The organism is Pseudoalteromonas sp. NZS37 (assembly GCF_015864265.1).
Lineage (GTDB): Bacteria > Pseudomonadota > Gammaproteobacteria > Enterobacterales > Alteromonadaceae > Pseudoalteromonas > Pseudoalteromonas arctica.
Map to the genome: position 1 here is coordinate 109,020 of NZ_JADYXL010000007.1, position 25,912 is coordinate 134,931.

The window sequence follows — 25,912 nt, forward strand, 5'->3', positions numbered from 1 at the left end:
ACACCCTAACGCTTACCAACCACGTAGCCAATGCCACGTAAGGTTTTAATAAAATCGCTAGGGAATTTTTTACGAAGATGATGAATATGCACCTCTATAGTATTAGAGCCAACTTCTTCACCCCATTGGTAAAGTTTGTTTTCGAGTTGTTGTTTTGATTGCACCCTTCCCTGATTTTCCATCAGCGCCTTTAAAAGCATGTATTCTTTTCGCGGCAGTGTAAGTGACTGCCCACTTAGTGTAACTGTATGAGCTGATGTATCCATTACTACATCACCACAGCGCAATAAGCTTGATTGTGTTTGGTTAATGCGCCGGCTTGCTACACGTAATCGAGCAAATAACTCAGCAGGGTCAAACGGCTTTGCAAGGTAATCGTCTGCCCCCATATCTAGCCCTTGGACTTTGTCATCAATACTGCCGCGAGCAGTTAAAATAACCACCGGAATAACTTTTTTTTGTGCTTTAATATGCTTTAAAACTTGCGAGCCGTCGCCATCAGGTAATCCTAAATCGAGAATAACAAGCTCAATCTCACCACTAGAAAGGCACTCTAAGGCATGCTTAACTGTGCCACTATGCTCTACGCTGTAGCCCTCTTGACGCAAAGAGCGAATAAGCCCTTGCGCCACTAAATGATCGTCCTCAACGAGTAATAAATGCATTATGTGTTTATCTTTTTAGTTTTTTATCTACTTTTACCAATAGCTGGCTTATTGCTTGTTGGCGATATTCATCTGCTTTTGCACGAGTATCACGAATGCCCGCAGCTTGTGCTACAAGTAGTCGTGCTTTAGCTTGTTTATAATCGCCTTCGTCATACAAGTATTCACCGTATAAGTAATTAGTATCAATGCCTTCGAGATTAAAAGCGAGCGCTTGTTTAAATAATTTTTCAGCTTTGTCGTCATCACCAAAACCAATTGGCCAACCAGGTACTTTACTGTAAAGCGTTGCAAGGCTTGCGTAAGCTGAGCCATTTAGTGCAGTGCCATCAATTGAGAGTGCATTTTCGAGTGACGTTTTTGCCTCTTTTGCTAAACCAAGTGCACCCAACCCGCCTTTTGCGCCTGCAAAACTGGCTAACACAATACCATTCCAAATATGTGTTTGTGCCGAGTTTGGGTAGTTTTTAACAAACAATGCACTTTGCTCACTTAGTTGTGTAAACGCATCTATTTGCGCATCATCTTCAAGTTCGTAGTTAGCAATTGCCCACTTTTGTTGAATAGAGGTTAAGTCTTGTGTTTCATCTGCGTGTACTGCGGTTGCAAATACAGTTGTTAGTACTAAATAAAATGCGAGTGTAAATTTATACATAATTTTGCCCTTGTGTGTTTGTTAACTTAAAAAACGTTTAATTTTAGGAAGTTGTTTTGCAATAGCGTTGTCAACAACGCTTGGGAATGCGCCATTTATGCGTGCAAATAATTTTTCAGGAAAACCAATAAAACGCCTTGTTTGATTCGAATTTATAAGCACTAATAACTCTTGAGCAACTAATTCTGGCGAGTCCATTTTATTACCGAGTTCTTTATTCATTGCACGCGCTTTACTGCTATTAATGGATGTATCTGTTGCTCTAGGCGCTAAATAGGTCACTTTAACGCCTGAACCATTCAACTCACGCGAGAGCGCTTCTGTAAAACCACGTAAACCAAATTTACTGGCGCAATAAAGTGTTTGAAACGGGTAACCAATGCTGCCAAACGATGAGCCCACGTTAACAATGGTGCCTTTGGTATAGTGTAACTGCCCTAAAAATAGCTGGCATAATTTAATAGGCACCGACAAATTAGTAACGAGCATATTGTCTATTTGCTCAGAACTTGTGTGCTCTAAGCTTTGCATTGTATTTATACCGGCATTGTTAATAAGTAACTTAACGCCACCGAGTTGCTTGGCTTTTATTGCTAAGTTAATGCGTGTTGTATCGTCGGTTAAATCGCCAGCAAATATTTCACTGTCTGAGCATGCACTACTGAGCTCCTCAAGGGCTTGCGTATTTCGCCCTACAAGCAGTAACTTCCACCCTTTTGCATGTAGAGCTTTAGCAATAGCTTGCCCTATTCCGCCTGTTGCGCCGGTTAACACACATAAAGCGCTACTCATGCCAATTTACCTTGTGCACTTGCTTTAAAAAACGGTTCGTCATCGAGTCCACGAAATATATCGCCGTATAAACGATAAAAGCGCTTTGCACCATGTAGTATGGCTTGCTGATCCGCCTCATCTGTTATTTGGTTCATTAGGTTTTCAAAAAACTTTACATGCTCTATATCAAGTGCGCCGTGAGAGGTTAAATAACTAAATGCTTTTTTAGGTAAGCCCACAGCATTTGCAATATTTGAAGCTGCGCCATCAGCAAGCGCTATAGAAGTGCCTTCAAGCACATGCACCATGCCAAAAAAGCTCAATGGATTTTTACGTGTAATGGAGTCGTACGCATACGACACCATCATTTCGGTAGCAAATTGCGGCTGACTACACCGTACTGTTTCTTTGTCAAAACCACAGGCTGCAATATCATTAAGTACCCACTCTTGATGACCTATCTCTTCTTCAATGTATTCTGCGACCGCTTCGCGCAGCCACTCTTGATCGTCGGTTAATCGCGCACCAACCGACATCATTAATGGCACAGTGTGCTTAACATGGTGATACGCTTGCGCTAAAAACGAGGCGTATTCTTCAAGTGATGCTTCGCCTTTAAAAACACGCTGAATAATAGGCGCTGCAAGCAGATAGTTTTGCTCTTGTTTAGTTTGCTCTTTGAGGGTGTTAAAAAAATCACTCATTAATTACTTCTCCAAGTCGGTAAAATTGCTCAAACACAGCATGGTACTGCTTACTTATGGCATCTCGTTTTGGGCGATTATTTGTGGTTAATAATCCTTGTTGCACACTTAATGGGGCAGTTAAACGATGCCATTTTTGAATTCGTGAATAGTCGGGTAGTTGTTCATTAATTGCGTTAATGTATTGAGCTAACACGGGGTTACATAGCTTTGAATCGGCATAAATAATGGCGGTTAAAAAAGGTCGACCTTCACCAAACACAACCGCTTGTAAAATTCCGCTTTGACTTAGTAATAGTGATTCAGGCCACTCGGCACTGATGTTGCGACCCATGCTGGTAATAATTAGGTTTTTTAGGCGGCCTTTAATAAATAAGGTATTTTGATGCTGCTCGACTAGATCACCGGTTGCATACCACTGGTTTTTGTCGTGAGGTTGATGATTTAAGTAACCTAAAAACAAATCGCCTTTTATAAAAAGCTGGCCATTTTCAATTTTGGTTTGAATATGAGGTAACACAGAGCCTGCACTGTGAAGGTTATCGTTTGTGGGCGTATTTAAACTAACTACAGATGCCGCCTCAGAAAGCCCATAACCTTGGTATACCGGTAAATTTAAGCTACGCGCTTTGGTTAATAGCATTTCGCTGACAAGCGCACCACCTACTGCAATAAACTGTAACGAACTAGGCGGTTGCCACCCATCTTCTGCAAAAGCAACTAAGCATGCTAATAGTTCAGGCACTAAAATAAGCGTATTTGGCTTAACTTTATCAATAGCAGCTATAAGCTGTGCGGGTTGTTTTAATACAGTTCCAACAAAGCCTAATTCATTTAACGGCATTAAATGCACTGTACCGCCACTTTTTAAGGGGGCATACACACCGGCTATATTTTCAAGCAATACAGCAAGCGGCAATAAACATAAATGAACAGGCTTTTTAATATTAATCTTATCGCACAGAGATTGAGCTACCTGCATTTGGCTATTTGCAGATAAACACACGCCTTTTGGTTGCCCAGTCGATCCTGATGTAAACGTTACTTTTTGAGTTTCTGGAAAATAACTGACGGGTTTAGCTACAACGATTTCGTAAATATATAATGTGTAAAACTCAAATAAAGTAATCGATGCAGTCGGCTCCCCAAGTAAAGGGTTTAGCGTGTCGCTAATAAATAAATGTGCGCCGCATTGCGCTAGTACATATTGAGTTTGTTGTTCACTAAAAAAGTGAGCAATTGGCACAGCCACTTTGTTAGAAACTGCAGTAGCGGCATCAATAACAAGCCAAGCTGGCGTATTATCGAGCTTATAAGCGACACATTTGCCGTTAAAGCTTTGTAGTATTTTTACTACTTTTTGTATTTGCTGGTTAAACTCACCACCGTTAATTTCAAGTGTTTGCTCTTTATTATGGGCAATAATTAATGGCGATATTGAATGTGTATTATAGTAATTCATACATTCACCAATGCATTTACCAAAGAATTAATACTTGAGTGGTTTTGCTGCATCAAACTATAAAGCATTGGGGTATTTAATACTTGTTGGTGAGCTTGCTCTAGGCTCACAATGCATACTGTTGGTTGGTTGGCGTAATAGCTGCCCCACTTTAATGGGTTCTCAACTACAAAACTGCTCGCAAGTGCAATTTCAGTACACGTAACACCAAGTAAGCGCAATAAAGCACGCACTTTGTTGGTTGCACAAAACACTAAATGTTTTGCCCCCACACTTTGCAGAGCTTCGTTAACAATAATAAAATGTGCAAGTGTTGCTCTTCGATTTGTAGAGCAGAGATTACCAAGTTCAAAAATCTTATTGCGAGAAATGCTCTCATCTAAAAAATCTTCAACGGGTGATGCTAAATATTGCTCAATAAACAATGGCGAAGTTGCTTGCCTTAGCCCTAACGTGCACTTTCCTTGCTCGGTAACGTATTGGCAAAGTAGTGGCATAAAAGAGGTAAGCTTAGCGTTATACGCAACTAAAAAACCTTCTTTCACTGTATTTTCGAGATTTTTTCGATGCACATCATTAATACGAGCACTAATAAATTGACTGTTATTTTGTGTTAAACCTAATGATGTAGAAGTGTGGGCTAATTGCATAAGCTCGCTCATTTAAACCTGTTTATATTTCAGGGTTTAAACTTAACGAGTGAAACTTAAAGAAAACTTAAGAAAATTAATTTAAATGAAAAAGCGTCTTAAGTGTTAAATCGCGAGGGCCTAGGCAAGCTAAATAGATCAGAATTCAACTAACTAACAAATTGCTATAACAAAACTTCTTTTTTAAATTAAACTTAGGTTAATTATTACCCTAGGGCCTATTTATCTTTCGAGGTTAAATTTGCAGCAGTATGTTTGGTTTTTAGGCAAGGCAGAGCCTATGTAGTGTGGTTATTCCCCATTAATGGGCGATAACGCAGCATAAATACCAAACATGCGCTGCCCTCTGGGTTCTTTCTAGGGACGATTAACTCTTTGTTGATCGGTTTTTACTTAGCCCACTAGGTTACAAACCTCGCGCCGCGATTAAATCGCCCCTAGATAGAACAAATTTTAATCCTGAAAGGTCAACAGGCCCTAGCAGCTTTGTATGCATCACGTTAGTATAGTGTTCTACTTAAGTTACATAACGATAATTACATGAGCATAAAAACAAACGCGTTAATTTACTTTTTAGCTTTTTGCAGCGGCTTTTGCATAATGGGCATTGAGCTTTTAGGTGGGAGAATTCTTGCCCCCTTTTTTGGCAGTAGCGTGCATATTTGGGGCAGTATAATTACTGTGTTTATGCTTAGTTTATCTTTTGGGTATTTACTTGGTGGTAAACTCAGCACTAAAAATGCATCCCTTACCAAATATGGTCTAATATTTTTAATTGCCAGCATTATGGTAGTGCCTATTACATTATTTTCGCAGCCTATAATGGAATTTATATTTACCCATATTGAAGATAGCCGCTACGGCTCACTCTTAGCGTCAACTGCTTTATTTTTTATACCTACCGTTATTTTAGGCATGATCTCGCCCTACTCTGTGCGCTTACTGGTAACAGATAGCGATAAAAGCGGCCAAGTGGCTGGGCGTTTATACTTTGTAAGTACGCTTGGCAGTGCCCTGGGTACTATAATTACCTCTTTTTACTTTGTACTCGCGTTTGACGTGAATACAATTATTAGCGCCTTTGCTTTAACACTTGGGGCACTGGGTTTAGTCGCGATTGTTATTAATACCTTGGTTAATAATAAGGGGCTTGCTCATGCTTAAATATTTGCTACTGCCATTAATTGTGTTGTCAGGTTCTGCGTTTAGTAAGGTTATTCATGAAGAACGCTCGCTTTATCGCAATATTATTGTTGAAGAAACAAGCGACTTACGTTGCCTTAAATTTAATACTAAAAGTAGCCAAACAAGCCAAAGTTGCATGTATAAAAGCAATCCCGACAAACTTGTTTTTAATTACACAAAATTGACGTTTGCGAGCCTTTTAGTAACCGACAACCCTAAAAGTGTACTTATTATAGGATTGGGTGGCGGTACACTTTCTAACGTTATTCATGAGCTATACCCCACTGCAAATATTCATAATGTTGAAATAGATCCTGCAGTAACTAAAGTTGCACGCGATTACTTTAACTTTATAGAAAACGACTTAGTGACATCAAGCGTGCAAGATGGCCGTATTTTTATAAAGCGCGCCGCTATTAAAAAGCAAAAGTACGATTGGATTATTTTGGATGCGTTTAACGGCGACTATATTCCGGAGCATTTGCTCACTAAAGAGTTTTTTGAAGAAGTACAAAGCGTATTAGCCGATGGTGGCGTTATTGCCGCAAATACGTTTTCAAGTAGTAAACTTTATGAGCATGAGTCGGCAACTTACCACGCTGTATTTGGCGACTTTATAAATGTAAGCCGCGAAAATCGCAGCAACCGTATTATTTTAGCGGGGCTTAAATCAATACCGAGCGAAGCGCAAATTAACACGCGTGTTAATGCTCTCGCCCCTAAATTAGTAAAATACGGTGTAGATATAAAAGCGATTAGCCAGCTTATGCACTTTACTAAAGACGGCCAAGATTGGCCTGCAGATACAAAAGTACTTACCGATCAATACTCCCCAGCTAATTTACTTAACTTTTAAAATCCCCTAAACCTCACCATTTTTTACAGGTGAGGTTTAGCAAATATTTTGCCAATTCCCGCACCTACGCATATTTACTTAGCAAGCTAAGTAATGATAAAATAGTTAGCTTGCTAACTATGTTGGGATGGCTATGCCTACACAAAAACCTTTTCACGAGACGCTCGATTTAACAGTTATCGGTAATATGGGCCGAGTTCATCGCTTATGCCGCGAAGCAGTAACCATTGCTGTTGAGCCTTTGGGACTTACTCAGTCGCGCTGGACTGCACTAATGCATATAAATATGCGTGGTGAGGGACTAACACAACTTGAACTTGCTAATAGCTTAGGGATAGAAATGCCTTCACTGACTCGCACGCTTAAGCAATTAGAGGAGCAATCGTTAATCGTTCGCCGTGTAGACAAACATGATAAGCGCAGTAAAAGACTCTATTTTACTGAGCAAAGTGATGCCATTTTACATTTATTGCAAGAGACTATTTCCGATATAAAAAATCAGTTATACAGCGGTTTATCTGTTGAGCAGCTAGATGCCATTGCATTTGGTTTGATCAAAATAGAGCAAAACGCCCTTAAATGTATTCAAGTTAATAAGTAAGGCTAAAAATGACACCGGATCAAAAGTTTGCACGCTATGTAAGGTTTTCTCTCATAGGGTTTATCTTAGTATTTATTTACTATTTAGTGGCCGATATGGTTTTGCCTGTAACACCACAGGCACGTGTATACCACCCTGTTGTGCAAATATCACCGCAAATTAGTGGCCGAGTCACTAGTGTGCAAGTTAATAATAACCAATCAGTTAAAGCGGGCGATATATTATTTAGTATCGATGAAGGCCCATATAATTTAGCCAAAGAGCAAGCTCAACTCGCGCTTGATGATGCCAAATTACAAAACAAGCGTCTTGATACCAATGTTAAAGCCCTTGAAGCACAAATTAGTGCCGCAAATGCTAAGCAGCATGAGCAAAAGCTATTAAAAAGCAGAGGCGAAAAACTCTATACTCAAAAGTCTATATCGGAGCAAGAGCTTGAAAGCATTCGTGCTAATTTTGAAGCCAGTAAAGCAAATGTTGCGGCCCTAGAAGCGCAGTTAGCTGAAGCAGTTTTAGCTAGAGGTGACTCAGGTAATAAAAACTTAGCTATGCGTCATGCTGCTAACCAGTTAGCGCAGGCTGAGTTAAATTTATCCTACACGCAAGTACGTGCACTAAGTGACGGCGTAGTTGCTAACTTACAATTATTAGACGGCGCATACGCAGTTGCAGGTAGCCCGTTATTAGCTATTGTCGCTAAAAAAGCCGATTTAGTTGCCGACTTTAGAGAAAAGTCACTCTCAAATATGAAGCAAGGCACTCAAGCGCGCGTCGTATTTGATAGCCGCCCAGGTGAAGTTTACGACGCAATACTAGAAACATTTGAAGCAGGTGTTAGCAACGGTCAACTTAGTGCAAATGGTTTACTAAGTACAACAGAAACCAGCAATCGTTGGGTACGCGATGCACAGCGTCAACGTATTCATTTAAAGCTCGTAAATCATCAAAACTTAATAGCGAACATGCCAAGCGGGTCACGTGCAACAGTACAATTATTACCCGAATCGACAATTGGGCAATGGTTTGGCTCTGCACAAATTAGATTTATTAGCTGGTTACACTACATTTATTAATGGAGGCTTTATGACTCAAATTGTTAGCCAAGGCCCACAATTAGACTCTAATGGCCTTCGCCAAGCACTACGCATTGCAGGTGGATGCACCCTTGGCTTTACTATTAGTAAATTAATGAACTGGCCTAATGGTATATTTTTTACCGTTTATCCTATGTTGATATTGGGCATGGTACCTACGTTAAGTCGTGGGCTTATAAATCAATTTATAGCATCTGCTGCATTTAGCGCGCTTATAGTGCTGATAATGCAGGGATTGTTTTCTCACTTACCAGTCGTTATGACATTATTAGTGTTTGGTGTTTTTTGCTTTTTATTTTACCAAATGAGTAGCGGTAGTGCCTTTTTATTTGGCGCTTTAGGCGTGATAAGCCTTTCTATTCAGCTACATTTTTCGAGCTATGTTGATGAAGGAAGTAGTATTTATCCGTTAATTTTAACTAATGGTTTGGCTATATTTTTAACCGTTGTTATTGGAGCATTAATGCATGGCCTATTTCCTGATGTAACCGCAAGGCCCGGGCGAGTAATGCCAGCTAAAGCAAAAGAAAGTATTCGCCATGAGGTATTGTTATGCTCAACCGTGGCTACGCTCTCTTTTGTGGTTTTTCAGGTTCTTGATTTACAAGACTCAATATCTGCGCAGGCAGCTTCTGTGCTTATTTTGTTTTCATTGTGCTGGAAAGCCGCAGGTATGGCTGGTTGGCAGCGAGCAATTGGAACGCTTATAGGGTGTAATGCAGCGTTACTATCGCAACTATTTTTGTATAGTCACTCTGATTTTTTACTTTTTCCGATGGCTATTTTATGGATACTTTCGTTTCTTTTTGCGCGTTTTCATATTTTAGGCGGAGGCATACCTGGTATTGGTTTTGGTGTGTTGACTACGTTTGGTATTTTATTTGGGAACTCACTCGGGCCAGGCCAAGATCTTGTTTATAGCGCAATGTACCGGTTTAGCTCGGTATCGGTGGCTATAATATTAAGTCTGTGCGTTGTGTATATTATGCACCATATACTTAATCGGTTTAGTGTAACTCGCCATCATACTTTTGATTAGGTAAATCTTGTTTTATAAAACTAAAGGCTGCAATTGCAGCCTTTTTTATAAGCTTAGTTAAGCTATTTTTATAATATAAATAAACTATAATTTTGTTTTAAATACTCACCAGCAGCTCTTTGTACACAATAAAGTTTTTAGTCTTTTTGGGTGATAAGGAGCGTAAGCACACCCGCTATAATTCCCCAAAAAGCAGACCCCACTGAGAGTAATGTTAAGTTAGATGCTGTTACTAAAAAAGTAACAATTGCGGCCTCCGTATATTTAGTACTACTAAGGGCTTGCTGCAAACTATTAGCAATGGTGCCAAATAGCGCAATGCCCGCCAAAGCTAAAATAAGTGCCTGCGGTAAACTTGCTACCAAGCCAACTAATGTAGCTGCGCACAGCGCCATTAAAATATAAAACACACCACCGGCAATACTTGCCCAATAACGTTTGTCAGGATTTTCATCCGCTTCATCACTCATACAAATAGCAGCAGTAATAGCGGCTAAATTAATAGAATAAGCTCCAAACGGGGCACTAAGCATATTTACAAAACCAGTCACATTAAGAGACGCAGATATAGGCGCTTTATATTTATGCGCTTTTAAAACAGCAATACCCGGTAAATTTTGCGAGGTCATGGTAACTATATAAAGTGGTAAACCTATGCTAATGCATGCTTGCAAGTGAAAAACGGGTTCAATATAAGCAAATTCGCTCATTTTCCAGTGCAGTGCGCTGGTATCAATATGGCCCATTTGCCAAGCGAGTAGTACACCTATAATAAGCACACTTAACATAGCAAAGCGGGCAAAAAAGCGTTTACCAATAAAGTACATAACAACCATTAAGCCAATCACTAAAGGCATGTCGTTCATAAAATTAAAAACATCAATACCAAAGGTAACAAGTACGCCGGCCAACATGGCGCACGCAAGCTCACTTGGAATACGGTTCATTATTTTTTCAAACCAGCCCGTCACCCCCGACAAAAAAACGAGCAATGCACTGAGCATAAACGCGCCAATAGCCTCGTTTAAGTTATACCCTTGTGCACTTGAAATCAGTAATGCAGCCCCCGTGGTAGACCACGCAATTAAAACAGGCACTTTGTAATAGTACGACAAACCTATTGACGTTGTGCCCATCACTAAACCAAGCATTAAAATCCAACTAGCTACTAAATCGGGTGTGCCTCCAAGGGTTATCACCACCTGATAAATCAATGCAATAGAACTCGAAAAACCAATAATTACAGCCACAAGCCCTGCTGTAATTCGGTTAAGCAACTGATCAGACACCTTCATAAATCCCTCGTAATGCCATTTATGCAGCACACAACATACGTGCCCGATAAATGCATTGCAATTAGCGATTAGTTTACAAAGAGTGAAAAAAATTCACTTTTTATTTTTCATTGTAATTAACGTCAAAAAGTCACTTTTAACCATTGTATTTAACTAAACAAACAAGTACCCACAAACGCGCCAAAGGCCGCATAAACCCTACAAAAAACCAATACTAAAAAGAGTGAAAAACATACCAAAAATAAATATCCTTATATTTTATAAGGAATTATGAAATTTAGAATTAATTCTTTTCGGTTACATTTATTATCTTGATCTAATCCATTTAATAATATAAAACGTAACAAACAGTTAACCAAAAACACTAAAAGAGAAACAAATGAAGAGATCTGTCGTCTTACTAATTGCTATACCATTATCGGCATTTGCAGTTTATGGGCTATTTTTTAATGCAGATGAAACGGGCGAACCTATCGCGCCTGTTGCTATTGATTTTGTTCCTATTGATTTACAAAAAACGCGCAATACACATCCCCCTGCACCTATTGATATGAGTAAAGATCCAATTACCGTTAAACCTATTGTTGCCCCTGACAACAGCTTACCGTTTGAAGAATTTGATGCCGTAAATCGCCTATCCGACAAAGCAAAGCAAGTGCTTATAAACGCAAAAGTTTTACCTACCGACTTACATAACGAAGCCTACATTGAGTTTGATTTAAATTCTTTACAGGCTTTAGAAACTGGCGAAAATTTTGATTTAGCTATTCCGCAAACAGCCGAAACATTCACCGCAGAAGTGACTAATGTGGTTGAGTCTGAAAATGGCGATAAGAGCATATTTGGCAAAATAGTGGGTGTTGATGGCCGCATGCATAATACCGTTTTAACGGTAGGTAAAGATGCCGTATATGGTCAATTTACTGCGCCTTCTGGCAATTATGTATTCGAAAGTAAAGGTAAGTACGGATGGATTGCAGCAAAACGCGATTTATATAAAAGCCACATAGAGCATGATGTAACCGCACCAAAACCCAAATCAGATAAAAGCATCGATATATTTGCACCAAAAATTGATGGCTAACCAATAATCAAAATATAAAAAAACAACTAAAGCCGCACTATAAGGCAGCTTTAGTGTGTCTGCTTTTTATGAGCTCAACCAAGTTAAAAACAAGTTCCAACCACAACAAGAGTAAGGAAATACAATAATGAAAAAAGTAATCACAACAACCGCACTGGCTGCGGCATTATGTGCAGCAAGTGTTGCACAAGCAGAAACAATCGATATCGGTATTTTATATACCGACCAATCAGCTGCTGCAACTAGCAATATTGACACTAAAATAAATCAACTAATTGCTTTTAGTAATCAGGTATATAGCCAAAATGGCGTTGATATAACACTACGCTTAGCTGGCAAACAAAACTTAGGTGACTATGCAGTAACGCCGTCTGAGGATTGGTTAGATTCGGTTACAAATAGCAGCTACGTAGATGGTTTACGCAGCGATTGGAAAGCCGACATGATTGCCGTATTAGGTACTGGTCAAAGTGCTGGCAATGGGCTTATTTCATGCGGTTTAGCATGGGTTGGCCAAGGCACTAATGGCAATCTATACAGCTCAATGAGCAGCCGTATGTACTCAATCACTGCAATTGATTGTGGTGCAACTACATTTGTACACGAACTTGGTCATAACCAAGGTTTAGCGCATTCACGCAAACAAGGTGATACGTCTGGCGGTGTATATGTAGATGGCATGGGTCACGGCGTACAAAACGAGTTTGCAAGTATAATGGCTTACCCGCACGTTTACGGTAGCGCTACTCAGTACGATTACTTCTCTAACCCTGGCTGGAGCGTAAACGGTATTGCATTTGGTATTACAAACCAAGCGCATGCAATTCGCACAGTTACTGCTACAAAAACAAGTATTGCTAACTTTAAATAAGCTGCCCAATAAAAAAGTGGGCTAAATAGCCCACTTTAAAGTTTTAACATGTTCTTCCCTGCAGAGCGCTTACGCGCTCTTTTAGATTAAGCTAATGCACAACGATTTTTTGCTTAATTGCTGGCATTAATGTTTTACCATTGCCGTCTACTTTGTTTAACAATTTAAGTCCCATCACTTTTGCAAGTACTGGGTAAATATCAAGGTTATTTACTTCTTTAAGGCTTACACCTTGTTTAAATGCAGGGCCTACAGCAATAAATGATGCTGCCATATCCTCGGTATATGCATAACCGTGAGTCCCTAAATAGGTTGGTTTTTTACCATTGGTAAATACCGCTGGCGCTGTAGTTTGCACCACAATATCGCCTACGCGAGTGCCTTTATTGTAATGATACGCTGCTAATTGTTCGTCAGTTAATACTGTATAACGACCGTTTGACGCATCTCGTAAACGTGCTTTGTAACCTTCAATATCAGCGTTTTTAGCATCAGGCTGAGTATAAATAAGTAAACGTGGGCCAGTATTTTTAACTAAAAAGTTTTCATCTTGAGGTAGTGTGGTTACATCAATGCTTTTATCTGGATCTATACTCGTCATACCGTGATCCGACACAATAACTAAGTTTACCTCTTGCTCTAATTTACTTAAGCGAGTTTGTAATTGCCCCATTAATTCATCAAGCTGTTTAACTGCATCACGCGTTTGTGGTGCGTCTGGCCCAAATTCATGGCCCATGCTATCAACTAGCGAAAAGTAACTCGCAATAAAGCGTGGGCGCTGTGCTTTTGGTAAGCTTAACCACTGAATAATTTGATCAACACGGCTTTGGTAATCGCTGTATTTAGAATAGTGATAAAAGTAATCTGGTGTCATGCCGTTAAATAATGCATCTGACTCAGGCCAAAAATAAGTAGCCGATTTAAGCCCCTGCATTTTTGCTAAATTCCAAAGCGGAATACCCTTTACCCATGTGCTATCGCCTAATGCTTTGCCCATGCTGTAACAGTCGTTTTTACGCGCTTTATCACAAAAGCTATTATCAACAATGCCATGGTTTACCGGCAGTAAGCCCGTAATAATAGAAATATGATTAGGAAACGTTTTAGTTGGATAAACAGGTATTAGCTTTTGTGCGCGAACACCGCGCTCGGCCATTGCTTTTAAATTTGGCGCGCCGTGTTTTTCAATATAATCCCAACGCAGGCCATCAATTGATACAAGCACCACAGTTTGCTCTTTTGCAGCAAATGCGCTGTTCATTCCTAACATTAGGCAAATTGATACTGCCTTTAAAATCCACTGTTTCATTATAAACACCTATAAATGCACAACAATTACTCAAAAAATTATTTTAAAGCAAGTTGTTACTTTATGATACAAACTGATAGATTAAACCCTGTATATTAAAGACAAATGACTATGTGCTAAAAACTATGCCAGTCATCAATTGTAAAAAAGGACAAGTATAAAGATGACCATAGATTTTAGTAAAAAAATAACGCCAGCACGAATGTACCGCACAACCTCTAACTTACAGATGGCGCTAGAAAGCGACCGTGGCCGTATTATTAACAGTGCCGCTATTCGCAGGCTGCAGCAAAAAACCCAAGTGTTTCCGCTTGAGCGCAACGCAGCTGTACGATCTCGCCTTACCCACTCGCTTGAGGTACAACAGGTTGGTCGTTTTATAGTGCAACGTATTTTTGCTAATTTAAGCTATCAACAACAAAAAGATTATGGCTTAACCGAGCTAGAGCGCCCGCTAGAAAGCCTAGTAGAAATGGCCTGCCTAATGCACGACATAGGCAACCCACCGTTTGGGCATTTTGGCGAAGCTGCTATTAACCACTGGTTTAATAACAACCTAGCAAGCGTAACACCCGAGCGCTGTAAAGAACCAAACACCGGTATAGGTGTTGTTTTTAAACACCTTGCGCTTGATATTTGTAACTTTGAGGGCAACGCCCAAGGCATACGTATAATTCATTCTTTGCAAACGCTTAATTTAACCTACAGCCAAAGTGCTGGTATTTTAAAATACACTCGCCCTGCTGGGCTTGATGTAAAAGACATTCCGCAAAATAAAAACTATTTAATGAAAAAAGTAGGTTACTACTACAGCGAAAAAAACTTTGTTGAAGCGCTACAAAAAGAGCTCACTATTGAGCCTTACTGCCGCCATCCTGCAAGTTACATAATGGAAGCCGCCGACGACATTTCGTATTGCCTAGCCGACATAGAAGACGCCGTAGAAAAAGACATAATAAGCACTGAGTTGCTGTGCGAAAAACTTAAAAGTAGTTACAAAAAAGTATTAATAAATCTGTTAATCGACGACGCTCAACATCAAAATTTTGTAGACAAAGCCGTAGACTACGCACTAGAGCGTGCACAAGCACAACCCTATAATTTTAATAGTGAATTTTTTATATACTTGCGGGTTGCATTGCTACATCCGCTAGTAAATCACGCCGCAAAACGCTTTATCGAAAATATAGAACCTATTTATCATGGCGATTTTAACCAAGCGCTTTTAGAAGATAGAAGCCATCTACATGCAGTAACTAAAACACTAAAGCAGGTAGCGCTTGAGCATGTATTTTCAAACAAAGAAGTCGAAAAATTAGAGCTACAAGGGTATCGCATAATTAATGGTTTGCTCGATTGCTATAAACCATTACTGCTACTAAACAAGGATGACTTTAAGCGTGCACTAAATGGCGATTCACGTTTATTAATAGAGTCGCGACTTGTTAAAAAGCTCTCTAAAAAGCACTTAAATAGTTACCAACACGCAATAGATGCGATGCAAGAAGAGCCCGATCACTTTGCGGCATACGAGTTTTATTATCGTTGTAGATTAATCCAAGATTATATAAGCGGTATGACCGACCAATTTGCTTACGATGAATATCGTAGCCTTATGGTTATTGATTAGTTGTATTACTCTGGATAATTTTTAATTTTGCGCTTAAAATCAAACTATTAATATTTAAGCGCGCATAACTTCATGATATCAAAACTAATTAGATTTACCCTTTGCTTTGCCTTATTTTATAGTGCGCAAAGTGCTGCATACAACGAAGCTATGTGCATTTTAATTAAACAAGAAATGCAGCAAAATAGTAATAATAAAGCGAGTCAAAAATATCGTAAAGCTGCGCGTGATTACAAAAATAACTGTAATAAGCCAAAAGAAATTCAAGCACAACCCAAGCCCCAAATAATAGAGCCTAAGCCGACTATTATTACTCAGCCACAACCTAAAATTGTTGAACCTGCCCCTGTAATTAAACCCACTGAAGAAGCTGTTAAAGAAAGCATCAACGAGCAAACCCTTAATTTAACTAATGATCAAAAACAACAAATAAACGATCAGCTAAATACCAACAGTAACGAAATAGTAATTGATGCAGAGCCAACAAAAGCAGCACCCGAGCAAGTAGTTACAGAGCAAAAAAACGAAGCTGTGATAGAGCAAGTAAAACCGGCGACGCCAGAGCAAAACGTTCAACCTACGCCTGAAAAGTCTGTACTTGTAAAACCAGCACCGGTGTTAACTAAACCAGCGCCAGTAATTGCGCCGCAACCTGTAGCACAAAGCCCAAGCTCGTTACTTTTACCCACTTTAATACTTGTTATAGTGGTACTTATTGGCGCTATGGTAGTCGTGCGCCTGCGCCGTGCAAAACAAAGTAAAGCGATGGCAGAACCGACTATAGCGGCTCCACCTGAAGTTAAATCAGAAAAAATTGCTACACCAGCTAAGCCTGAAACTAAAACAACAAAGCCAGTACAAACAACAAAAGAGCCAGAGATTGAGCCTGTCGTCATTAACGAAGCAACTCAAAATAATAAAGCAGTTGAGAGCAGCGTAGCGACAAATGAAGAGTCAGTGGAACCTACTAACACAGCGCAAAATACTGATATTGAACATACAACAACGCAGATCTCAGATGAGCAAAACAACGTAGCTACACAAGTGAAAACAAGTGAAATTGAGTCTGCACAAATGGAGCCAGCAGATACTTTAGAGCAAACAAGTACCGCTACGTTTAACGAAGTAAAACAAAAACCTGAACCTAATACCGCCGAGTTTGAAGCCGCCGCTAAAACAACCTTAGAGCGCATTAAAAATGCCAGCAGCTTTAATGAGCCAGAGGTACGCGACTTTGACCCAGATGCAAAGCCAGTAAAAAAACAACGTAAGCACTATACAGCGCAAGTAACGGAATCTGCGCCAATAGAAGCCGAACATAACACTGTAGAGCCGGTTATTACTATTCCTGAGCCAGTAACAGCGAGTGAGCCGGTTATAGATTTACACGCTCCAGAGCAAATATCTGACGCTCAATCGACTACGTATACAACCGAGCAAGACTTTAAAGAACCAGAGGTGCGTACATTTAACCCAGATGCACCATTACCTGGTGAAAAGCCGATGCCTAAAAAAGAAGACGCGATACCTGAGCAAGCACAAACAACACCGCTAGTTGATGAGCCAGTAATTGAGCCTAAAAAAGCAGACAGTAACAATCCATTTGCAAACTTATCGTTAGACTCAAGCTGGGATCCTGACTCGGCTGAAAAGCCCAAAATAGAAGAGAAAAAACGCGCGCCAAAATCGCAAGCATTAATAGATGCAGAAGAACGCGCTAAAAACATGCAAACCAAGTAGTAAGTTTTAAAGTAGCGCCTCATATTTGAGGCGCAGTTTTAGTAACCAAATAATTAACTGCTTTTTTACCCCATATTACTTACACTCTTATCCCATCCTAAAATGCGCCCTAGTAATTAGAAGCTTCACTCTCGCGCAAACAAGCTCAGCGCCTAGTGCAATATTCAAGCTTGAGAGTCTTTTGTAAGCCTACAACTTGTTGACCCGATGGGTGCAGAGCATACATTTAACAGGTAGTATTTTTAGACTGGAGTTTACGGCTACGTTATACGTAGCCTTAAATTAAAGTAACTTGGTCAACATGCCCTAATTAAAAGTCCTAGTTAACAGCCCTAGCGGTACGTTTATTTTTAAGCTTTAACCCGCCAATTAATAGCAGTGGCCCTATAAACATAGCAAGGCCATACACGCCACCGGTAACCGCGTATTCTGGTTTATTCAAAAAGCTAATAGCAATTAAAATAGCTAACGATGCATTTTGAATTCCAACCTCAATTGAAAGCGTCAGCGAATCAGTTAAATTTAATTTTGAACACTTAGCAATTAACCAACCAACAACCATTGAACCAATATTAAGTGCTATGCACGCCCAAAATACATCGTTAAATGAGCTAACTAATAAATCGCGCTCTTTTATTACTAGTGCGGCAATCATCATAAGCATAAAAAACAACGAGAAGCGTCTAAAAAACGACTCTGCTTTAATGGCAAAATCACTTTTAAAGTGACGTAACCAAATGCCTATAGCAACTGGCGCTAAGGTAATAAAAAATAGCCCTAATGAAGTAGTTAAAATAGAAAAAGTAGCATCGTCTGCTGGGGCAAACTGACTCATAGCAAAGCCAATAATAAACGGTGTGGTTATTATACTAATTGCGGTAGAGGCAGCGGTTAAACTTACCGAAAGCGCTAAATTAGCTTTAGCAAGCTGGCTTACTACATTTGACATAGTACCGCCTGGGCAGGCAGCTAATATCATTAAACCAATAGCGATAGGCGTTGGTAGGTTAAGTAAATAACACAGCCCTAATGCTAATAAAGGCATTGCTACAAGTTGGCCTATTAAACCCATAACAATGGCAAGCGGGCTTTTAAATAGACGAGTAAAATCGTTTGTTGTGAGCCCAAGACCCATACCAAACATAATAAGTGCAAGAGCGAGCGGAAGTATTACTTCAGTTAATATAGATGCATTCAAATCAGACAGCCTCGTTTGTTATTGTTTTTAATTGGAGTGTTAATTTTTAAGTTAACTGTATACCAATTCGCTTAATTAAGTGATCTATTTTGAGGATGGAAAAACGTGTTGATAGCTAGGCAAAAAATTCGCTATTTAGTTGTTCTAAATGAGAATTTTTTAACACAGGTAGCGACACGTTTAGCCCCGCAAAATGATTAAGTATTATTGCGGATTGGTATAACGCCCCTTTACAATAAATCCTAATGCTAGAAGTATTACTTATTTAAAATAGTAGCAATGCGTTTACCCAGTTCCGGAAGTACATCTTGTTCAAACCATGGATTCTTTTTAAGCCATATATTATTACGCGGACTGGGGTGTGGGAGCACTAAATAATTTGGCCAATACTCACGCCACGATTTTACTAACTCCGTAAGTGGCATTTTTTTAGTCTCCGGTAAATGATACGCCTGCGCGTATTTACCTAATACTATTGTCAGCTCAATATTTGGTAGTGCAGCTAATAATTGCTCGCGCCATGCTGGGGCACATTCTTTTCTCGGTGGTAAATCACCCGACTTCCCCCTACCCGGGTAGCAAAAGCCCATAGGTAAAATGGCTATATTATTAGCATCGTAAAATTCGTCCCTTGTTAGCCCAAGCCATTCTCGTAGGCGGTTTCCGCTTGCATCGTTAAACGGCACGCCTGTTTCGTGAACTTTTATACCCGGTGCTTGGCCCGCGATTAAAATACGTGCGTTTGGGTTAAATTGTATTACAGGTCGAGCCCCTAAAGGTAAATGAGGATCACAGATCACGCATTTACTAACTTGGTCTATTAATTGGTGATTATTCATGTTTATTTGGCCTTAAATGCTTAATTTTTATACTAAATGGCCATTTAGGATAAATGAGTTGGTAAAAAATCGGTTTATTTTATCTAAAATGGCGATTAGTTAGTAAAATCCTGATCTTTAAGCTTAAATGCCCTACAGCCCTTATAGTACCTAGTGTTCTTTCGCCCATACCGCAAATTCGTTACCACTTGGTTCTGTAAAGTGAAACCGACAACCGCCAGGAAACTCAAAAATAGGTTTTAATATTACTCCGCCAAATGTCTCTACTTTTTTAAAGGTTGCGTGTATGTCGTCGCTATAAAAAATAAGTAATGCTGCCCCATGCTGAGTTAGTGATTTTAATGGAGCCTGAAAAATCCCACCATCTAACCCCTGCCCACTAAACGCCGTGTATTCTGGGCCGTAGTCAGTAAACTGCCAATTAAATACATGACTAAAAAAGGCCTTAGTTGCGGGTAAGTCGCATGCAGGAAACTCTACGTAATTTAGTTTTTCGTGATCGCTCATCGTTATTTCACTCTTTATTTTTACTCAGTTTATTAACCTTAAGCTTTACATGCAGCCTGTGCAATATCATTAAACAATAACAGATCAGTATTTTACTAAGTAATCTGAACTCTGGATAATAAATCTATCTCGAGCAGCTATTTTCAGCGCTAGAGAAAATAAATTTAAATATCACCATAATTCAATACGTATAAAACCTGTTAACCAAGGTTCAGGTTAAGTAAGAAGGATAATTTACTAAAAGTTAGTCGCCGTAAATGAGAATAGCTATCTTTTGTATTTGTAACATATATAATAGCGCCTTTGTTTTATCCTCAGCTTTAAATAAAGGGATTAATTAACTATGCAGGCACCTTTGCACAGTGCGCCATTCGATAAGGTTAACGTAATTGCGCTTATAGTAAAAAGCGTAAGCAGTTATCGAGTTTTGGTATTTTTACGTTTTTTTATTGCCATAATTGGTGGCTATGCCTTTACCTCTGCAAGTACTGCGTTATTAAGTTTTGTATTGCCAATAGCTAAGCAAGACGCTGTACTGTTTAGTGTTTCAATCAGCATTTTAATTTATGCCGTAGTATTTATTTATGCCTTTAGCGTTAAATCATTAAGAAAAGTTTGGATCAGTATTTTACTAAGCACAGGTGCGTTTATCGGATTGCTTGTATTACTAAAGGGTTGGGTATGAAAGACAGCTTTTTCAGATCGATGACTTGGTTACACACTTGGGTAGGGTTACTCGTTTGTTGGTTATTATATTTAATATTTTTTGCAGGAACACTTAGCTTTTTTAGAGACGAAATAACGCTGTGGAATCAACCTGCCATACATAATGTACAAGCCCAAACACAGCGTATAGAAGCGCAAAAACAACAAATAATTACAGGGTTCGATTACTTAGCTAACCATGGAGCTAACTCATCAAGCTGGCGTATTACATTACCTGAGCCACGCATTCCTTATTTAATTTATGGTTATGCAAAGCCAAAAGAGCCAGGCCAGCGCCGCAGCCAGTTTAAAAACACACAGTTAAACCCTAATACCATGAAAGAGCTTGAGCCCTTTGTAGATACTAAAGGTGGTAACTTTTTTTATCGGCTGCACTATGATTTACATTACATGGATGCAATAACCGCACGCTGGATTGTGTGCTTTGCTAGCTTTTTTATGCTGATTGCCATTATATCGGGGGTAGTTATTCATAAGCGTATTTTTAAAGATATGTTTAGTTTTAGACGTAATAAAGGCAGCCGTACGTGGTTAGATGCCCACAATTTAAGCTCTGTGCTTGCCCTGCCTTTTCATTTAATGATTACTTACACGGGCATGATTACGCTCATATTTATGTTGTTTCCCTACCCTGCGCAAACGTCTTACGATAACGGCATGCGTGGTTTTTTTAACGATGTAACCCCTCGCAACACCATGACCGATAAAGCCCAAGGCGAATCGCCAATGGTGCCGATTCAGCGTATTTTGGATCAGGTTTATACTAAGTGGCCTCATGCAGATATTACTCGCGTACAAGTTAACCAACCAAATATGGCAGCTTCAACAATTACCGTATTGGTAAGCGCAGGTAAAACACTGCGTGACCAAGCACCACGCTTAATATTTAGTGGTGCTACAGGGCAAATGGTTGCTAAAACTGATGACGAGCTAACTAGCAGCAAAGCGCTTTACGAGTCGCTTAATTCAATGCATACGGGGCGTTTAGCTACGTGGTTACTGCGTTGGTTATACGTATTAGGCGGTATTGCAGGCTGTGTAATGATTGGCTCTGGCTGTATTATGTGGGCTAAGCGAATTCGCGAGCGAACTAAAAATAACGTTAAACCTTCGTTTGGTTTAAAACTAGTTGAAGGGTTAAACCTAGCCACTATTATGGGACTTCCACTGGCAACGTGTGCATTTTTTATTGCTAACAGACTACTTAGCCCAACTACCGCAGAGCGCGCCGATAAAGAAATACTCGCGTTCTTTTTAACATGGCTAGCAGTTGCTCTTTTAGCACTTATAAAGCGCGACACACTGCAATGGCGAGTTCTGGCAGCTATAAATGCTGTTGCATGTTTAAGCGTACCGGTTATTAATGCACTTACAACTAACGGTAATATAGTTAGCTATTTGATGCACAAACAGTGGGCTTTATTTACTTTTGATGCACTGTTTTTGTTATTTAGTATATTATTTTTTATACAAACCGAAAAATTACGTACTGCTAAAAACAACTCAAAAATAATCAGCCCTAGTCAATCTAATAACCTTAAAAGGCAAAAACCATGATTGATTTACTTGGGTTTAGCCTATGCCTGCTCAGTTTTAACTGTTTTGCGCTGGCTAAGTATAATCATTTTAAAGATGTATTTAAAAAACGCCCTACAGAATCCCAACGTAAAAAGCTGCTATTAGCTGCTTGGATCAGTATTTTACTAAGCTTGGTGCTTTGTATAGTTACTCAAGGTGGATATGGAACATTACTATTTTGCGGGTTTATGAGCCTAAGTGTCTTAATTATAATGGTTTTTTATAATTTTTTAGTAGGCTACGTAAAGTGGTTTAGTGTTTTAAATAGCGTGTTAGTTGTACTAAGTGGGTTGTTTTTAGCGTTAAACTAGCCTTAGTTAGTAAAAACGTGATCCGTTATTTTCTCATATATTAGGCAAAAAAAATGGCAAGCTATATAGCTTGCCAACAATAGGGGATATTCAGTGTTTCCAATACTTACTGTCTCACGGCAAGTACACACAATATAACCATAATATATTTAAGTTACTTTACAGTTAGGTGACTCTTTTATTACTACTGTAAAGGGGCTTTACATTGTTTATTGCTCAACCCAAATTATTTCATCAGTAGCAAAGCCCAACTCTTTAGCTTTAGTTAAAAAGTGTTCTTTAAGCTCTTTGCTAACCGTTGGTGTACGCGATAAAAACCACAAGTAATCTTTGTTGTAACTGGTTATAAATGCATATTGATAATCGGGTTGGTCAAGTTCAAAAATCACGTAAGCGCCATAAAATGGACCAAAAAACGAGACTTTAAAATGTCCGGTGTCAGTGCCCTCAACAAACTTGGCCAAACCTTCGGCGTCATCCCATTTTTTATCATCCGTTAAATACCCTTTGTTAAGGACCTTTACTGTGCCGTCGTCGTTAATTGAATAAGTCGCGGTAACTTGCTCCATACCTTCTTCAAATGAGTGGTTGAGCCGCGCTATTTCAAACCATTTGCCTTTATATTTTTGTATATCAAAGTTTTTAACGGGTGTTATTCCCTCAGGAGGGCTGGTGCAAGCACTAAGAAAAAATAGCCCTGTAATAAGTAAACCGTATTTAATAGCCTTCATGTAAGCTCCTTTTTAAATTACATAAATAGTACGTATTATCTAAATATAGATGGATATAAAGTTTGCTAGCCGATTAAAAAATTTTGCTATAGGATCATATTAATTCTAAAGCAATAAAAATGACCATAGCATGAAAATTTGGGTAGATGCAGACGCGTGTCCTGTTGTTATAAAAGAAATACTTTTTAGAGCTGCAGAGCGTATGAAAATCGAGACTATTTTAGTGGCTAATCACGCAATGCGTATTCCGCCGTCAAAATACATAAGCCGCGTTCAAGTATCGTCGGGGTTTGATGTAGCCGACGACGAAATAGTAAAACGTATTGAAAAAGGCGATTTAGTTATTACGGGCGATATTCCGCTAGCAAGTGAAGTAATTGATAACGGCGGGCAAGCACTCAACCCGCGTGGCGAGCTTTATACCACCGAGAATATCCGCTCAATACTTAACGTGCGAGACTTTATGGATACCATGCGCTCAAGTGGCGTAGAAATGAGTGGTGGGCCGCCGCCACTTAGCCAAACCGATCGCCAAAACTTTGCAAATAACCTCGACCGTATTTTAGCGCAAAACAAGGCTAACTAACTTGAATACCCAATTAGTTGGCTTAGGTGATACGCAATTTAGCGTGGCGGTATACGTAGCAAAAGCGCCGCCAATGCCGTTTTTTGAAACACTTGAATGCCTTGAGCCGGTTATAAATGAGCAAATAAATACCATAAACCAGCACTGTGGTAATGGTTGGCGCAAAGTGTTTAACGTGTACGCAAAAGTGCTATTTGCCCTGCCAAGTGAGCATTATTCATTTGCTAAACAAGCCTCTACTTGGCAACAATATCGCGATGAGTATTTACTGCAAAAAAACAGTAAAACTGCCCTGCTATTTAGCGCGCCTAACACTACTATTACGTGTGCAAATAAAGCTACTAGCAATAAAAACCAGTTGCACATAATTGCCGGTCGTACGCACGCTAAAAACTTATTACAACAAGGTAAGTTACATGCACAATTTGATTGGCTCGACGACGAGTTTGCAATAGACACCAGTAACAACATTATTGTGTGCCCATATTTTGATTATAGACAGTTAAGTAATATAAAAATTGCGAGATTAAGCGAGCTAGTCGCGCAGCTAAAAAAATAACACATTGTAAGGAACGACCATGGCCGGAATTTTAGAGTTAAACGAATTATTAAAATCAATGCAGCCTGCGCTTAAGCAAGGCGAGTATATTTTTTGTTGCTTAGCAGGAAAATTGGCTGATTATGTTCATTTAGAGCCACTTGCCACTTATGTTGAAGAAGAAGGGCTAACCCTTATTTTAAAAGCTGAAACCGCCGATAAAGCAGGTATTACTTACGAGGGTAAATATAATTTAATCACTCTTAACGTACATTCAAGTTTAGAGGCCGTTGGGCTAACTGCTGCGGTATCTGCAAAGCTAACTGAGCATGGCATTAGCGCTAATGTGGTTGCTGCGTTTTATCACGACCATATTTTTGTACAAACAGATAAAGCACAAGCTGCAATGAAAGCGCTTGGAGAGATTGGTTAGGATTGCTGGCACAGCAATGATCTGAGTGATGTTAATATTAGAGCGTCGGGTGGCGCTTCGCTTAACCGACCTACGTATAAAATAAAAGCGTGGTGTAGAGAGGTTTACATAAAAACACCGAGTTTGTTCACTCGGTGTTTTTATTGGTGCTGAATCGCGGGTGCTTGTTCAGCTTGTAAAACTTAAACTACATACCCACTAAAACCTAGCGCTTTAAAATACAGCTTCGGAATGCCAAATTTGCACTCATTTAGCAGTTCGCTAAAGCGCATTCTATCTAGCGGGTAAAACTCATTTTCTAAGTCGTGCCCTGTTTGTGTTTTACCTGTTTCGGTTAAACCCAATTGCGCGCACGTTGTAAGCTGAGCTTCGCGCTCAAATGAAGTTTCAGGGCGCATTAAATCTGCAATATAAAGGTTGGCGTCTTTTTTAAGGCTTCCTTTAATCGCTTTTAATAACTCTTTTTTATCGCCATTATCTTGTACAAAATGCATTACCAATAAACATAAAACGGCATCGGCTTTAACCGATAATTTATTAACAGGTCCGTTGTGAATATTGACGCGGCTTGCTATGCCTTGCTCATCAAATTGCTGCTTCGCGATAGCAAGCATATCGGCTGATGTATCTTGCGCGGTAAATTGCCATGTAGGGTTTAATGCAGCCAGTGCAAGTACTTCTTTGCCTGTGCCTGCCCCTACTACTAAAATATGCGCATTATCGCTTAGCGTTGCTTTTAGCTGTGCGTTAGTGAGCTGATGTAATAATTCATAACCAGGAACTAAACGGGTTATACGGCTATCGTATTGTGTTGCTTGCTCGCCTGTAAACGTTGGCATTGTATCTCC

The 25,912-nt window shown here is 39.5% G+C and carries 28 protein-coding genes; 15 read left to right on the top strand and 13 right to left on the bottom strand.

Translation table 11 applies throughout. The annotated features are described in order from the left end of the window. Nucleotides 1-5: 5 nt before the first annotated feature. Genes I6F47_RS14305 through I6F47_RS14330 form a run of 6 tightly spaced genes read right to left on the bottom strand, consistent with a single transcriptional unit; the run spans nt 6 to nt 4,910 of the window. The gene (locus I6F47_RS14305; RefSeq protein ID WP_007583549.1) at nt 6-665 is read right to left on the bottom strand and encodes a response regulator; all 660 of its coding nucleotides are present in this window, start codon (nt 663-665) and stop codon (nt 6-8) included. 7 nt (nt 666-672) lie between these two features. After that, entirely contained in the window at nt 673-1,320 is a 648-nt protein-coding gene (locus tag I6F47_RS14310) for a tetratricopeptide repeat protein (protein WP_197184078.1), read from the bottom strand. A gap of 21 nt (nt 1,321-1,341) precedes the next feature. After that, nucleotides 1,342-2,112, bottom strand: coding sequence for an SDR family oxidoreductase (locus I6F47_RS14315; protein ID WP_197184079.1), 771 nt, complete (start codon nt 2,110-2,112; stop codon nt 1,342-1,344). After that, complete coding sequence (locus tag I6F47_RS14320) at nt 2,109-2,798, bottom strand: TenA family transcriptional regulator (RefSeq protein ID WP_101216030.1); 690 nt, start codon at nt 2,796-2,798, stop codon at nt 2,109-2,111. Before I6F47_RS14320 ends, I6F47_RS14315 begins: the two co-directional genes overlap by 4 nt. Next, nucleotides 2,791-4,260, bottom strand: a complete 1,470-nt coding sequence (locus tag I6F47_RS14325; protein WP_197184080.1) for an AMP-binding protein — start codon at nt 4,258-4,260, stop codon at nt 2,791-2,793. Before I6F47_RS14325 ends, I6F47_RS14320 begins: the two co-directional genes overlap by 8 nt. Beyond that, nucleotides 4,257-4,910, bottom strand: coding sequence for a thermostable hemolysin (locus I6F47_RS14330; protein WP_121953543.1), 654 nt, complete (start codon nt 4,908-4,910; stop codon nt 4,257-4,259). The genes I6F47_RS14325 and I6F47_RS14330 overlap by 4 nt, the downstream gene beginning before the upstream one ends. 540 nt (nt 4,911-5,450) lie before the next feature. On the opposite strand from I6F47_RS14330, the gene I6F47_RS14335 reads away from it, so the two are divergent. The 5 genes from I6F47_RS14335 (at nt 5,451) to I6F47_RS14355 (ending at nt 9,685) form a co-directional block, all read left to right on the top strand. Further along, nucleotides 5,451-6,074, top strand: coding sequence for a fused MFS/spermidine synthase (locus I6F47_RS14335; RefSeq protein ID WP_007583564.1), 624 nt, complete (start codon nt 5,451-5,453; stop codon nt 6,072-6,074). After that, nucleotides 6,067-6,951 carry a spermidine synthase gene (locus I6F47_RS14340; RefSeq protein ID WP_007583565.1) on the top strand — a complete coding sequence of 295 codons (885 nt, stop codon included), beginning with the start codon at nt 6,067-6,069 and terminating at the stop codon, nt 6,949-6,951. The genes I6F47_RS14335 and I6F47_RS14340 overlap by 8 nt, the downstream gene beginning before the upstream one ends. A gap of 133 nt (nt 6,952-7,084) precedes the next feature. Continuing rightward, nucleotides 7,085-7,552 carry a MarR family transcriptional regulator gene (locus I6F47_RS14345; protein ID WP_197184081.1) on the top strand — a complete coding sequence of 156 codons (468 nt, stop codon included), beginning with the start codon at nt 7,085-7,087 and terminating at the stop codon, nt 7,550-7,552. 8 nt (nt 7,553-7,560) lie between these two features. Next, complete coding sequence (locus tag I6F47_RS14350; protein WP_197184082.1) at nt 7,561-8,625, top strand: HlyD family secretion protein; 1,065 nt, start codon at nt 7,561-7,563, stop codon at nt 8,623-8,625. Nucleotides 8,626-8,635: 10 nt separating this feature from the next. Beyond that, nucleotides 8,636-9,685 carry a DUF2955 domain-containing protein gene (locus I6F47_RS14355; RefSeq protein ID WP_007583570.1) on the top strand — a complete coding sequence of 350 codons (1,050 nt, stop codon included), beginning with the start codon at nt 8,636-8,638 and terminating at the stop codon, nt 9,683-9,685. A gap of 137 nt (nt 9,686-9,822) precedes the next feature. On the opposite strand, the gene I6F47_RS14360 is transcribed toward I6F47_RS14355, so the two are convergent. Beyond that, nucleotides 9,823-10,980, bottom strand: a complete 1,158-nt coding sequence (locus I6F47_RS14360; RefSeq protein WP_197184083.1) for a benzoate/H(+) symporter BenE family transporter — start codon at nt 10,978-10,980, stop codon at nt 9,823-9,825. A 379-nt stretch (nt 10,981-11,359) separates the two neighbouring features. Here I6F47_RS14360 and I6F47_RS14365 point away from each other — a divergent pair, with 379 nt between their 5' ends. Together I6F47_RS14365 and I6F47_RS14370 are read left to right on the top strand one after the other, a co-directional pair. Then, complete coding sequence (locus tag I6F47_RS14365) at nt 11,360-12,064, top strand: hypothetical protein (RefSeq protein ID WP_010555212.1); 705 nt, start codon at nt 11,360-11,362, stop codon at nt 12,062-12,064. Between the two features lie 127 nt (nt 12,065-12,191). After that, nucleotides 12,192-12,935, top strand: a complete 744-nt coding sequence (locus I6F47_RS14370) for a zinc-dependent metalloprotease family protein (protein ID WP_007583576.1) — start codon at nt 12,192-12,194, stop codon at nt 12,933-12,935. Nucleotides 12,936-13,026: 91 nt separating this feature from the next. Here the strand turns inward: I6F47_RS14370 and I6F47_RS14375 are convergent, their stop codons facing one another. Then, nucleotides 13,027-14,247, bottom strand: coding sequence for an alkaline phosphatase family protein (locus I6F47_RS14375; RefSeq protein ID WP_024591549.1), 1,221 nt, complete (start codon nt 14,245-14,247; stop codon nt 13,027-13,029). A 163-nt stretch (nt 14,248-14,410) separates the two neighbouring features. Here I6F47_RS14375 and dgt point away from each other — a divergent pair, with 163 nt between their 5' ends. Further along, complete coding sequence (dgt, locus tag I6F47_RS14380; RefSeq protein WP_101216034.1) at nt 14,411-15,877, top strand: dGTPase; 1,467 nt, start codon at nt 14,411-14,413, stop codon at nt 15,875-15,877. Between the two features lie 72 nt (nt 15,878-15,949). After that, on the top strand, nt 15,950-17,617 hold the full coding sequence (locus I6F47_RS14385) for a cell surface protein (RefSeq protein WP_197184084.1): 1,668 nt from the start codon (nt 15,950-15,952) through the stop codon (nt 17,615-17,617). 319 nt (nt 17,618-17,936) lie between these two features. Here the strand turns inward: I6F47_RS14385 and I6F47_RS14390 are convergent, their stop codons facing one another. The 3 genes from I6F47_RS14390 to I6F47_RS14400 form a co-directional block, all read right to left on the bottom strand. Next, complete coding sequence (locus I6F47_RS14390; RefSeq protein ID WP_197184085.1) at nt 17,937-18,815, bottom strand: bile acid:sodium symporter family protein; 879 nt, start codon at nt 18,813-18,815, stop codon at nt 17,937-17,939. 257 nt (nt 18,816-19,072) lie between these two features. Beyond that, the gene (locus I6F47_RS14395) at nt 19,073-19,654 is read right to left on the bottom strand and encodes a uracil-DNA glycosylase family protein (protein ID WP_197184086.1); all 582 of its coding nucleotides are present in this window, start codon (nt 19,652-19,654) and stop codon (nt 19,073-19,075) included. Nucleotides 19,655-19,804: 150 nt separating this feature from the next. Then, on the bottom strand, nt 19,805-20,161 hold the full coding sequence (locus I6F47_RS14400; protein WP_007583589.1) for a VOC family protein: 357 nt from the start codon (nt 20,159-20,161) through the stop codon (nt 19,805-19,807). A 343-nt stretch (nt 20,162-20,504) separates the two neighbouring features. Between I6F47_RS14400 and I6F47_RS14405 the strand changes: the two genes are divergently transcribed. Genes I6F47_RS14405 through I6F47_RS14415 form a run of 3 tightly spaced genes read left to right on the top strand, consistent with a single transcriptional unit; the run spans nt 20,505 to nt 22,776 of the window. Beyond that, nucleotides 20,505-20,846, top strand: a complete 342-nt coding sequence (locus I6F47_RS14405) for a hypothetical protein (protein WP_007583591.1) — start codon at nt 20,505-20,507, stop codon at nt 20,844-20,846. Further along, complete coding sequence (locus tag I6F47_RS14410) at nt 20,843-22,444, top strand: PepSY-associated TM helix domain-containing protein (protein WP_197184087.1); 1,602 nt, start codon at nt 20,843-20,845, stop codon at nt 22,442-22,444. The genes I6F47_RS14405 and I6F47_RS14410 overlap by 4 nt, the downstream gene beginning before the upstream one ends. Continuing rightward, the gene (locus I6F47_RS14415) at nt 22,441-22,776 is read left to right on the top strand and encodes a DUF3325 domain-containing protein (protein WP_007583595.1); all 336 of its coding nucleotides are present in this window, start codon (nt 22,441-22,443) and stop codon (nt 22,774-22,776) included. The genes I6F47_RS14410 and I6F47_RS14415 overlap by 4 nt, the downstream gene beginning before the upstream one ends. Nucleotides 22,777-22,985: 209 nt before the next feature. Here I6F47_RS14415 and I6F47_RS14420 read toward each other — a convergent pair whose 3' ends face one another. After that, a complete protein-coding gene (locus I6F47_RS14420; RefSeq protein WP_007376693.1) occupies nt 22,986-23,507 on the bottom strand; it encodes a lipocalin family protein in 522 nt (173 codons plus the stop codon). A 130-nt stretch (nt 23,508-23,637) separates the two neighbouring features. On the opposite strand from I6F47_RS14420, the gene I6F47_RS14425 reads away from it, so the two are divergent. Genes I6F47_RS14425 through I6F47_RS14435 form a run of 3 tightly spaced genes read left to right on the top strand, consistent with a single transcriptional unit; the run spans nt 23,638 to nt 25,064 of the window. After that, nucleotides 23,638-24,093 carry a YaiI/YqxD family protein gene (locus I6F47_RS14425; RefSeq protein ID WP_007376692.1) on the top strand — a complete coding sequence of 152 codons (456 nt, stop codon included), beginning with the start codon at nt 23,638-23,640 and terminating at the stop codon, nt 24,091-24,093. 1 nt (nt 24,094) lies between these two features. Then, a complete protein-coding gene (locus I6F47_RS14430; protein ID WP_197184088.1) occupies nt 24,095-24,652 on the top strand; it encodes a DUF6942 family protein in 558 nt (185 codons plus the stop codon). Nucleotides 24,653-24,671: 19 nt separating this feature from the next. After that, a complete protein-coding gene (locus I6F47_RS14435) occupies nt 24,672-25,064 on the top strand; it encodes an ACT domain-containing protein (RefSeq protein WP_002959178.1) in 393 nt (130 codons plus the stop codon). A 182-nt stretch (nt 25,065-25,246) separates the two neighbouring features. Here I6F47_RS14435 and I6F47_RS14440 read toward each other — a convergent pair whose 3' ends face one another. Continuing rightward, nucleotides 25,247-25,903, bottom strand: a complete 657-nt coding sequence (locus tag I6F47_RS14440) for a class I SAM-dependent methyltransferase (protein ID WP_010552879.1) — start codon at nt 25,901-25,903, stop codon at nt 25,247-25,249. Nucleotides 25,904-25,912 lie beyond the last annotated feature (9 nt).

What these genes read in the sequence shown, in the direction of transcription:
- I6F47_RS14405 (WP_007583591.1), top strand. Translation starts at nt 20,505, where the DNA reads ATGCAGGCACCTTTGCACAGTGCGCCATTCGATAAGGTTAACGTAATT.
- I6F47_RS14355 (WP_007583570.1), top strand. Translation starts at nt 8,636, where the DNA reads ATGACTCAAATTGTTAGCCAAGGCCCACAATTAGACTCTAATGGCCTT.
- I6F47_RS14305 (WP_007583549.1), bottom strand. Translation starts at nt 665, where the DNA reads ATGCATTTATTACTCGTTGAGGACGATCATTTAGTGGCGCAAGGGCTT.
- I6F47_RS14360 (WP_197184083.1), bottom strand. Translation starts at nt 10,980, where the DNA reads ATGAAGGTGTCTGATCAGTTGCTTAACCGAATTACAGCAGGGCTTGTG.
- I6F47_RS14365 (WP_010555212.1), top strand. Translation starts at nt 11,360, where the DNA reads ATGAAGAGATCTGTCGTCTTACTAATTGCTATACCATTATCGGCATTT.
- I6F47_RS14410 (WP_197184087.1), top strand. Translation starts at nt 20,843, where the DNA reads ATGAAAGACAGCTTTTTCAGATCGATGACTTGGTTACACACTTGGGTA.
- I6F47_RS14415 (WP_007583595.1), top strand. Translation starts at nt 22,441, where the DNA reads ATGATTGATTTACTTGGGTTTAGCCTATGCCTGCTCAGTTTTAACTGT.
- I6F47_RS14325 (WP_197184080.1), bottom strand. Translation starts at nt 4,260, where the DNA reads ATGAATTACTATAATACACATTCAATATCGCCATTAATTATTGCCCAT.
- I6F47_RS14400 (WP_007583589.1), bottom strand. Translation starts at nt 20,161, where the DNA reads ATGAGCGATCACGAAAAACTAAATTACGTAGAGTTTCCTGCATGCGAC.
- I6F47_RS14320 (WP_101216030.1), bottom strand. Translation starts at nt 2,798, where the DNA reads ATGAGTGATTTTTTTAACACCCTCAAAGAGCAAACTAAACAAGAGCAA.
- I6F47_RS14315 (WP_197184079.1), bottom strand. Translation starts at nt 2,112, where the DNA reads ATGAGTAGCGCTTTATGTGTGTTAACCGGCGCAACAGGCGGAATAGGG.
- I6F47_RS14375 (WP_024591549.1), bottom strand. Translation starts at nt 14,247, where the DNA reads ATGAAACAGTGGATTTTAAAGGCAGTATCAATTTGCCTAATGTTAGGA.
- I6F47_RS14395 (WP_197184086.1), bottom strand. Translation starts at nt 19,654, where the DNA reads ATGAATAATCACCAATTAATAGACCAAGTTAGTAAATGCGTGATCTGT.
- I6F47_RS14345 (WP_197184081.1), top strand. Translation starts at nt 7,085, where the DNA reads ATGCCTACACAAAAACCTTTTCACGAGACGCTCGATTTAACAGTTATC.
- I6F47_RS14425 (WP_007376692.1), top strand. Translation starts at nt 23,638, where the DNA reads ATGAAAATTTGGGTAGATGCAGACGCGTGTCCTGTTGTTATAAAAGAA.
- I6F47_RS14330 (WP_121953543.1), bottom strand. Translation starts at nt 4,910, where the DNA reads ATGCAATTAGCCCACACTTCTACATCATTAGGTTTAACACAAAATAAC.
- dgt (WP_101216034.1), top strand. Translation starts at nt 14,411, where the DNA reads ATGACCATAGATTTTAGTAAAAAAATAACGCCAGCACGAATGTACCGC.
- I6F47_RS14370 (WP_007583576.1), top strand. Translation starts at nt 12,192, where the DNA reads ATGAAAAAAGTAATCACAACAACCGCACTGGCTGCGGCATTATGTGCA.
- I6F47_RS14385 (WP_197184084.1), top strand. Translation starts at nt 15,950, where the DNA reads ATGATATCAAAACTAATTAGATTTACCCTTTGCTTTGCCTTATTTTAT.
- I6F47_RS14335 (WP_007583564.1), top strand. Translation starts at nt 5,451, where the DNA reads ATGAGCATAAAAACAAACGCGTTAATTTACTTTTTAGCTTTTTGCAGC.
- I6F47_RS14310 (WP_197184078.1), bottom strand. Translation starts at nt 1,320, where the DNA reads ATGTATAAATTTACACTCGCATTTTATTTAGTACTAACAACTGTATTT.
- I6F47_RS14340 (WP_007583565.1), top strand. Translation starts at nt 6,067, where the DNA reads ATGCTTAAATATTTGCTACTGCCATTAATTGTGTTGTCAGGTTCTGCG.
- I6F47_RS14435 (WP_002959178.1), top strand. Translation starts at nt 24,672, where the DNA reads ATGGCCGGAATTTTAGAGTTAAACGAATTATTAAAATCAATGCAGCCT.
- I6F47_RS14420 (WP_007376693.1), bottom strand. Translation starts at nt 23,507, where the DNA reads ATGAAGGCTATTAAATACGGTTTACTTATTACAGGGCTATTTTTTCTT.
- I6F47_RS14440 (WP_010552879.1), bottom strand. Translation starts at nt 25,903, where the DNA reads ATGCCAACGTTTACAGGCGAGCAAGCAACACAATACGATAGCCGTATA.
- I6F47_RS14350 (WP_197184082.1), top strand. Translation starts at nt 7,561, where the DNA reads ATGACACCGGATCAAAAGTTTGCACGCTATGTAAGGTTTTCTCTCATA.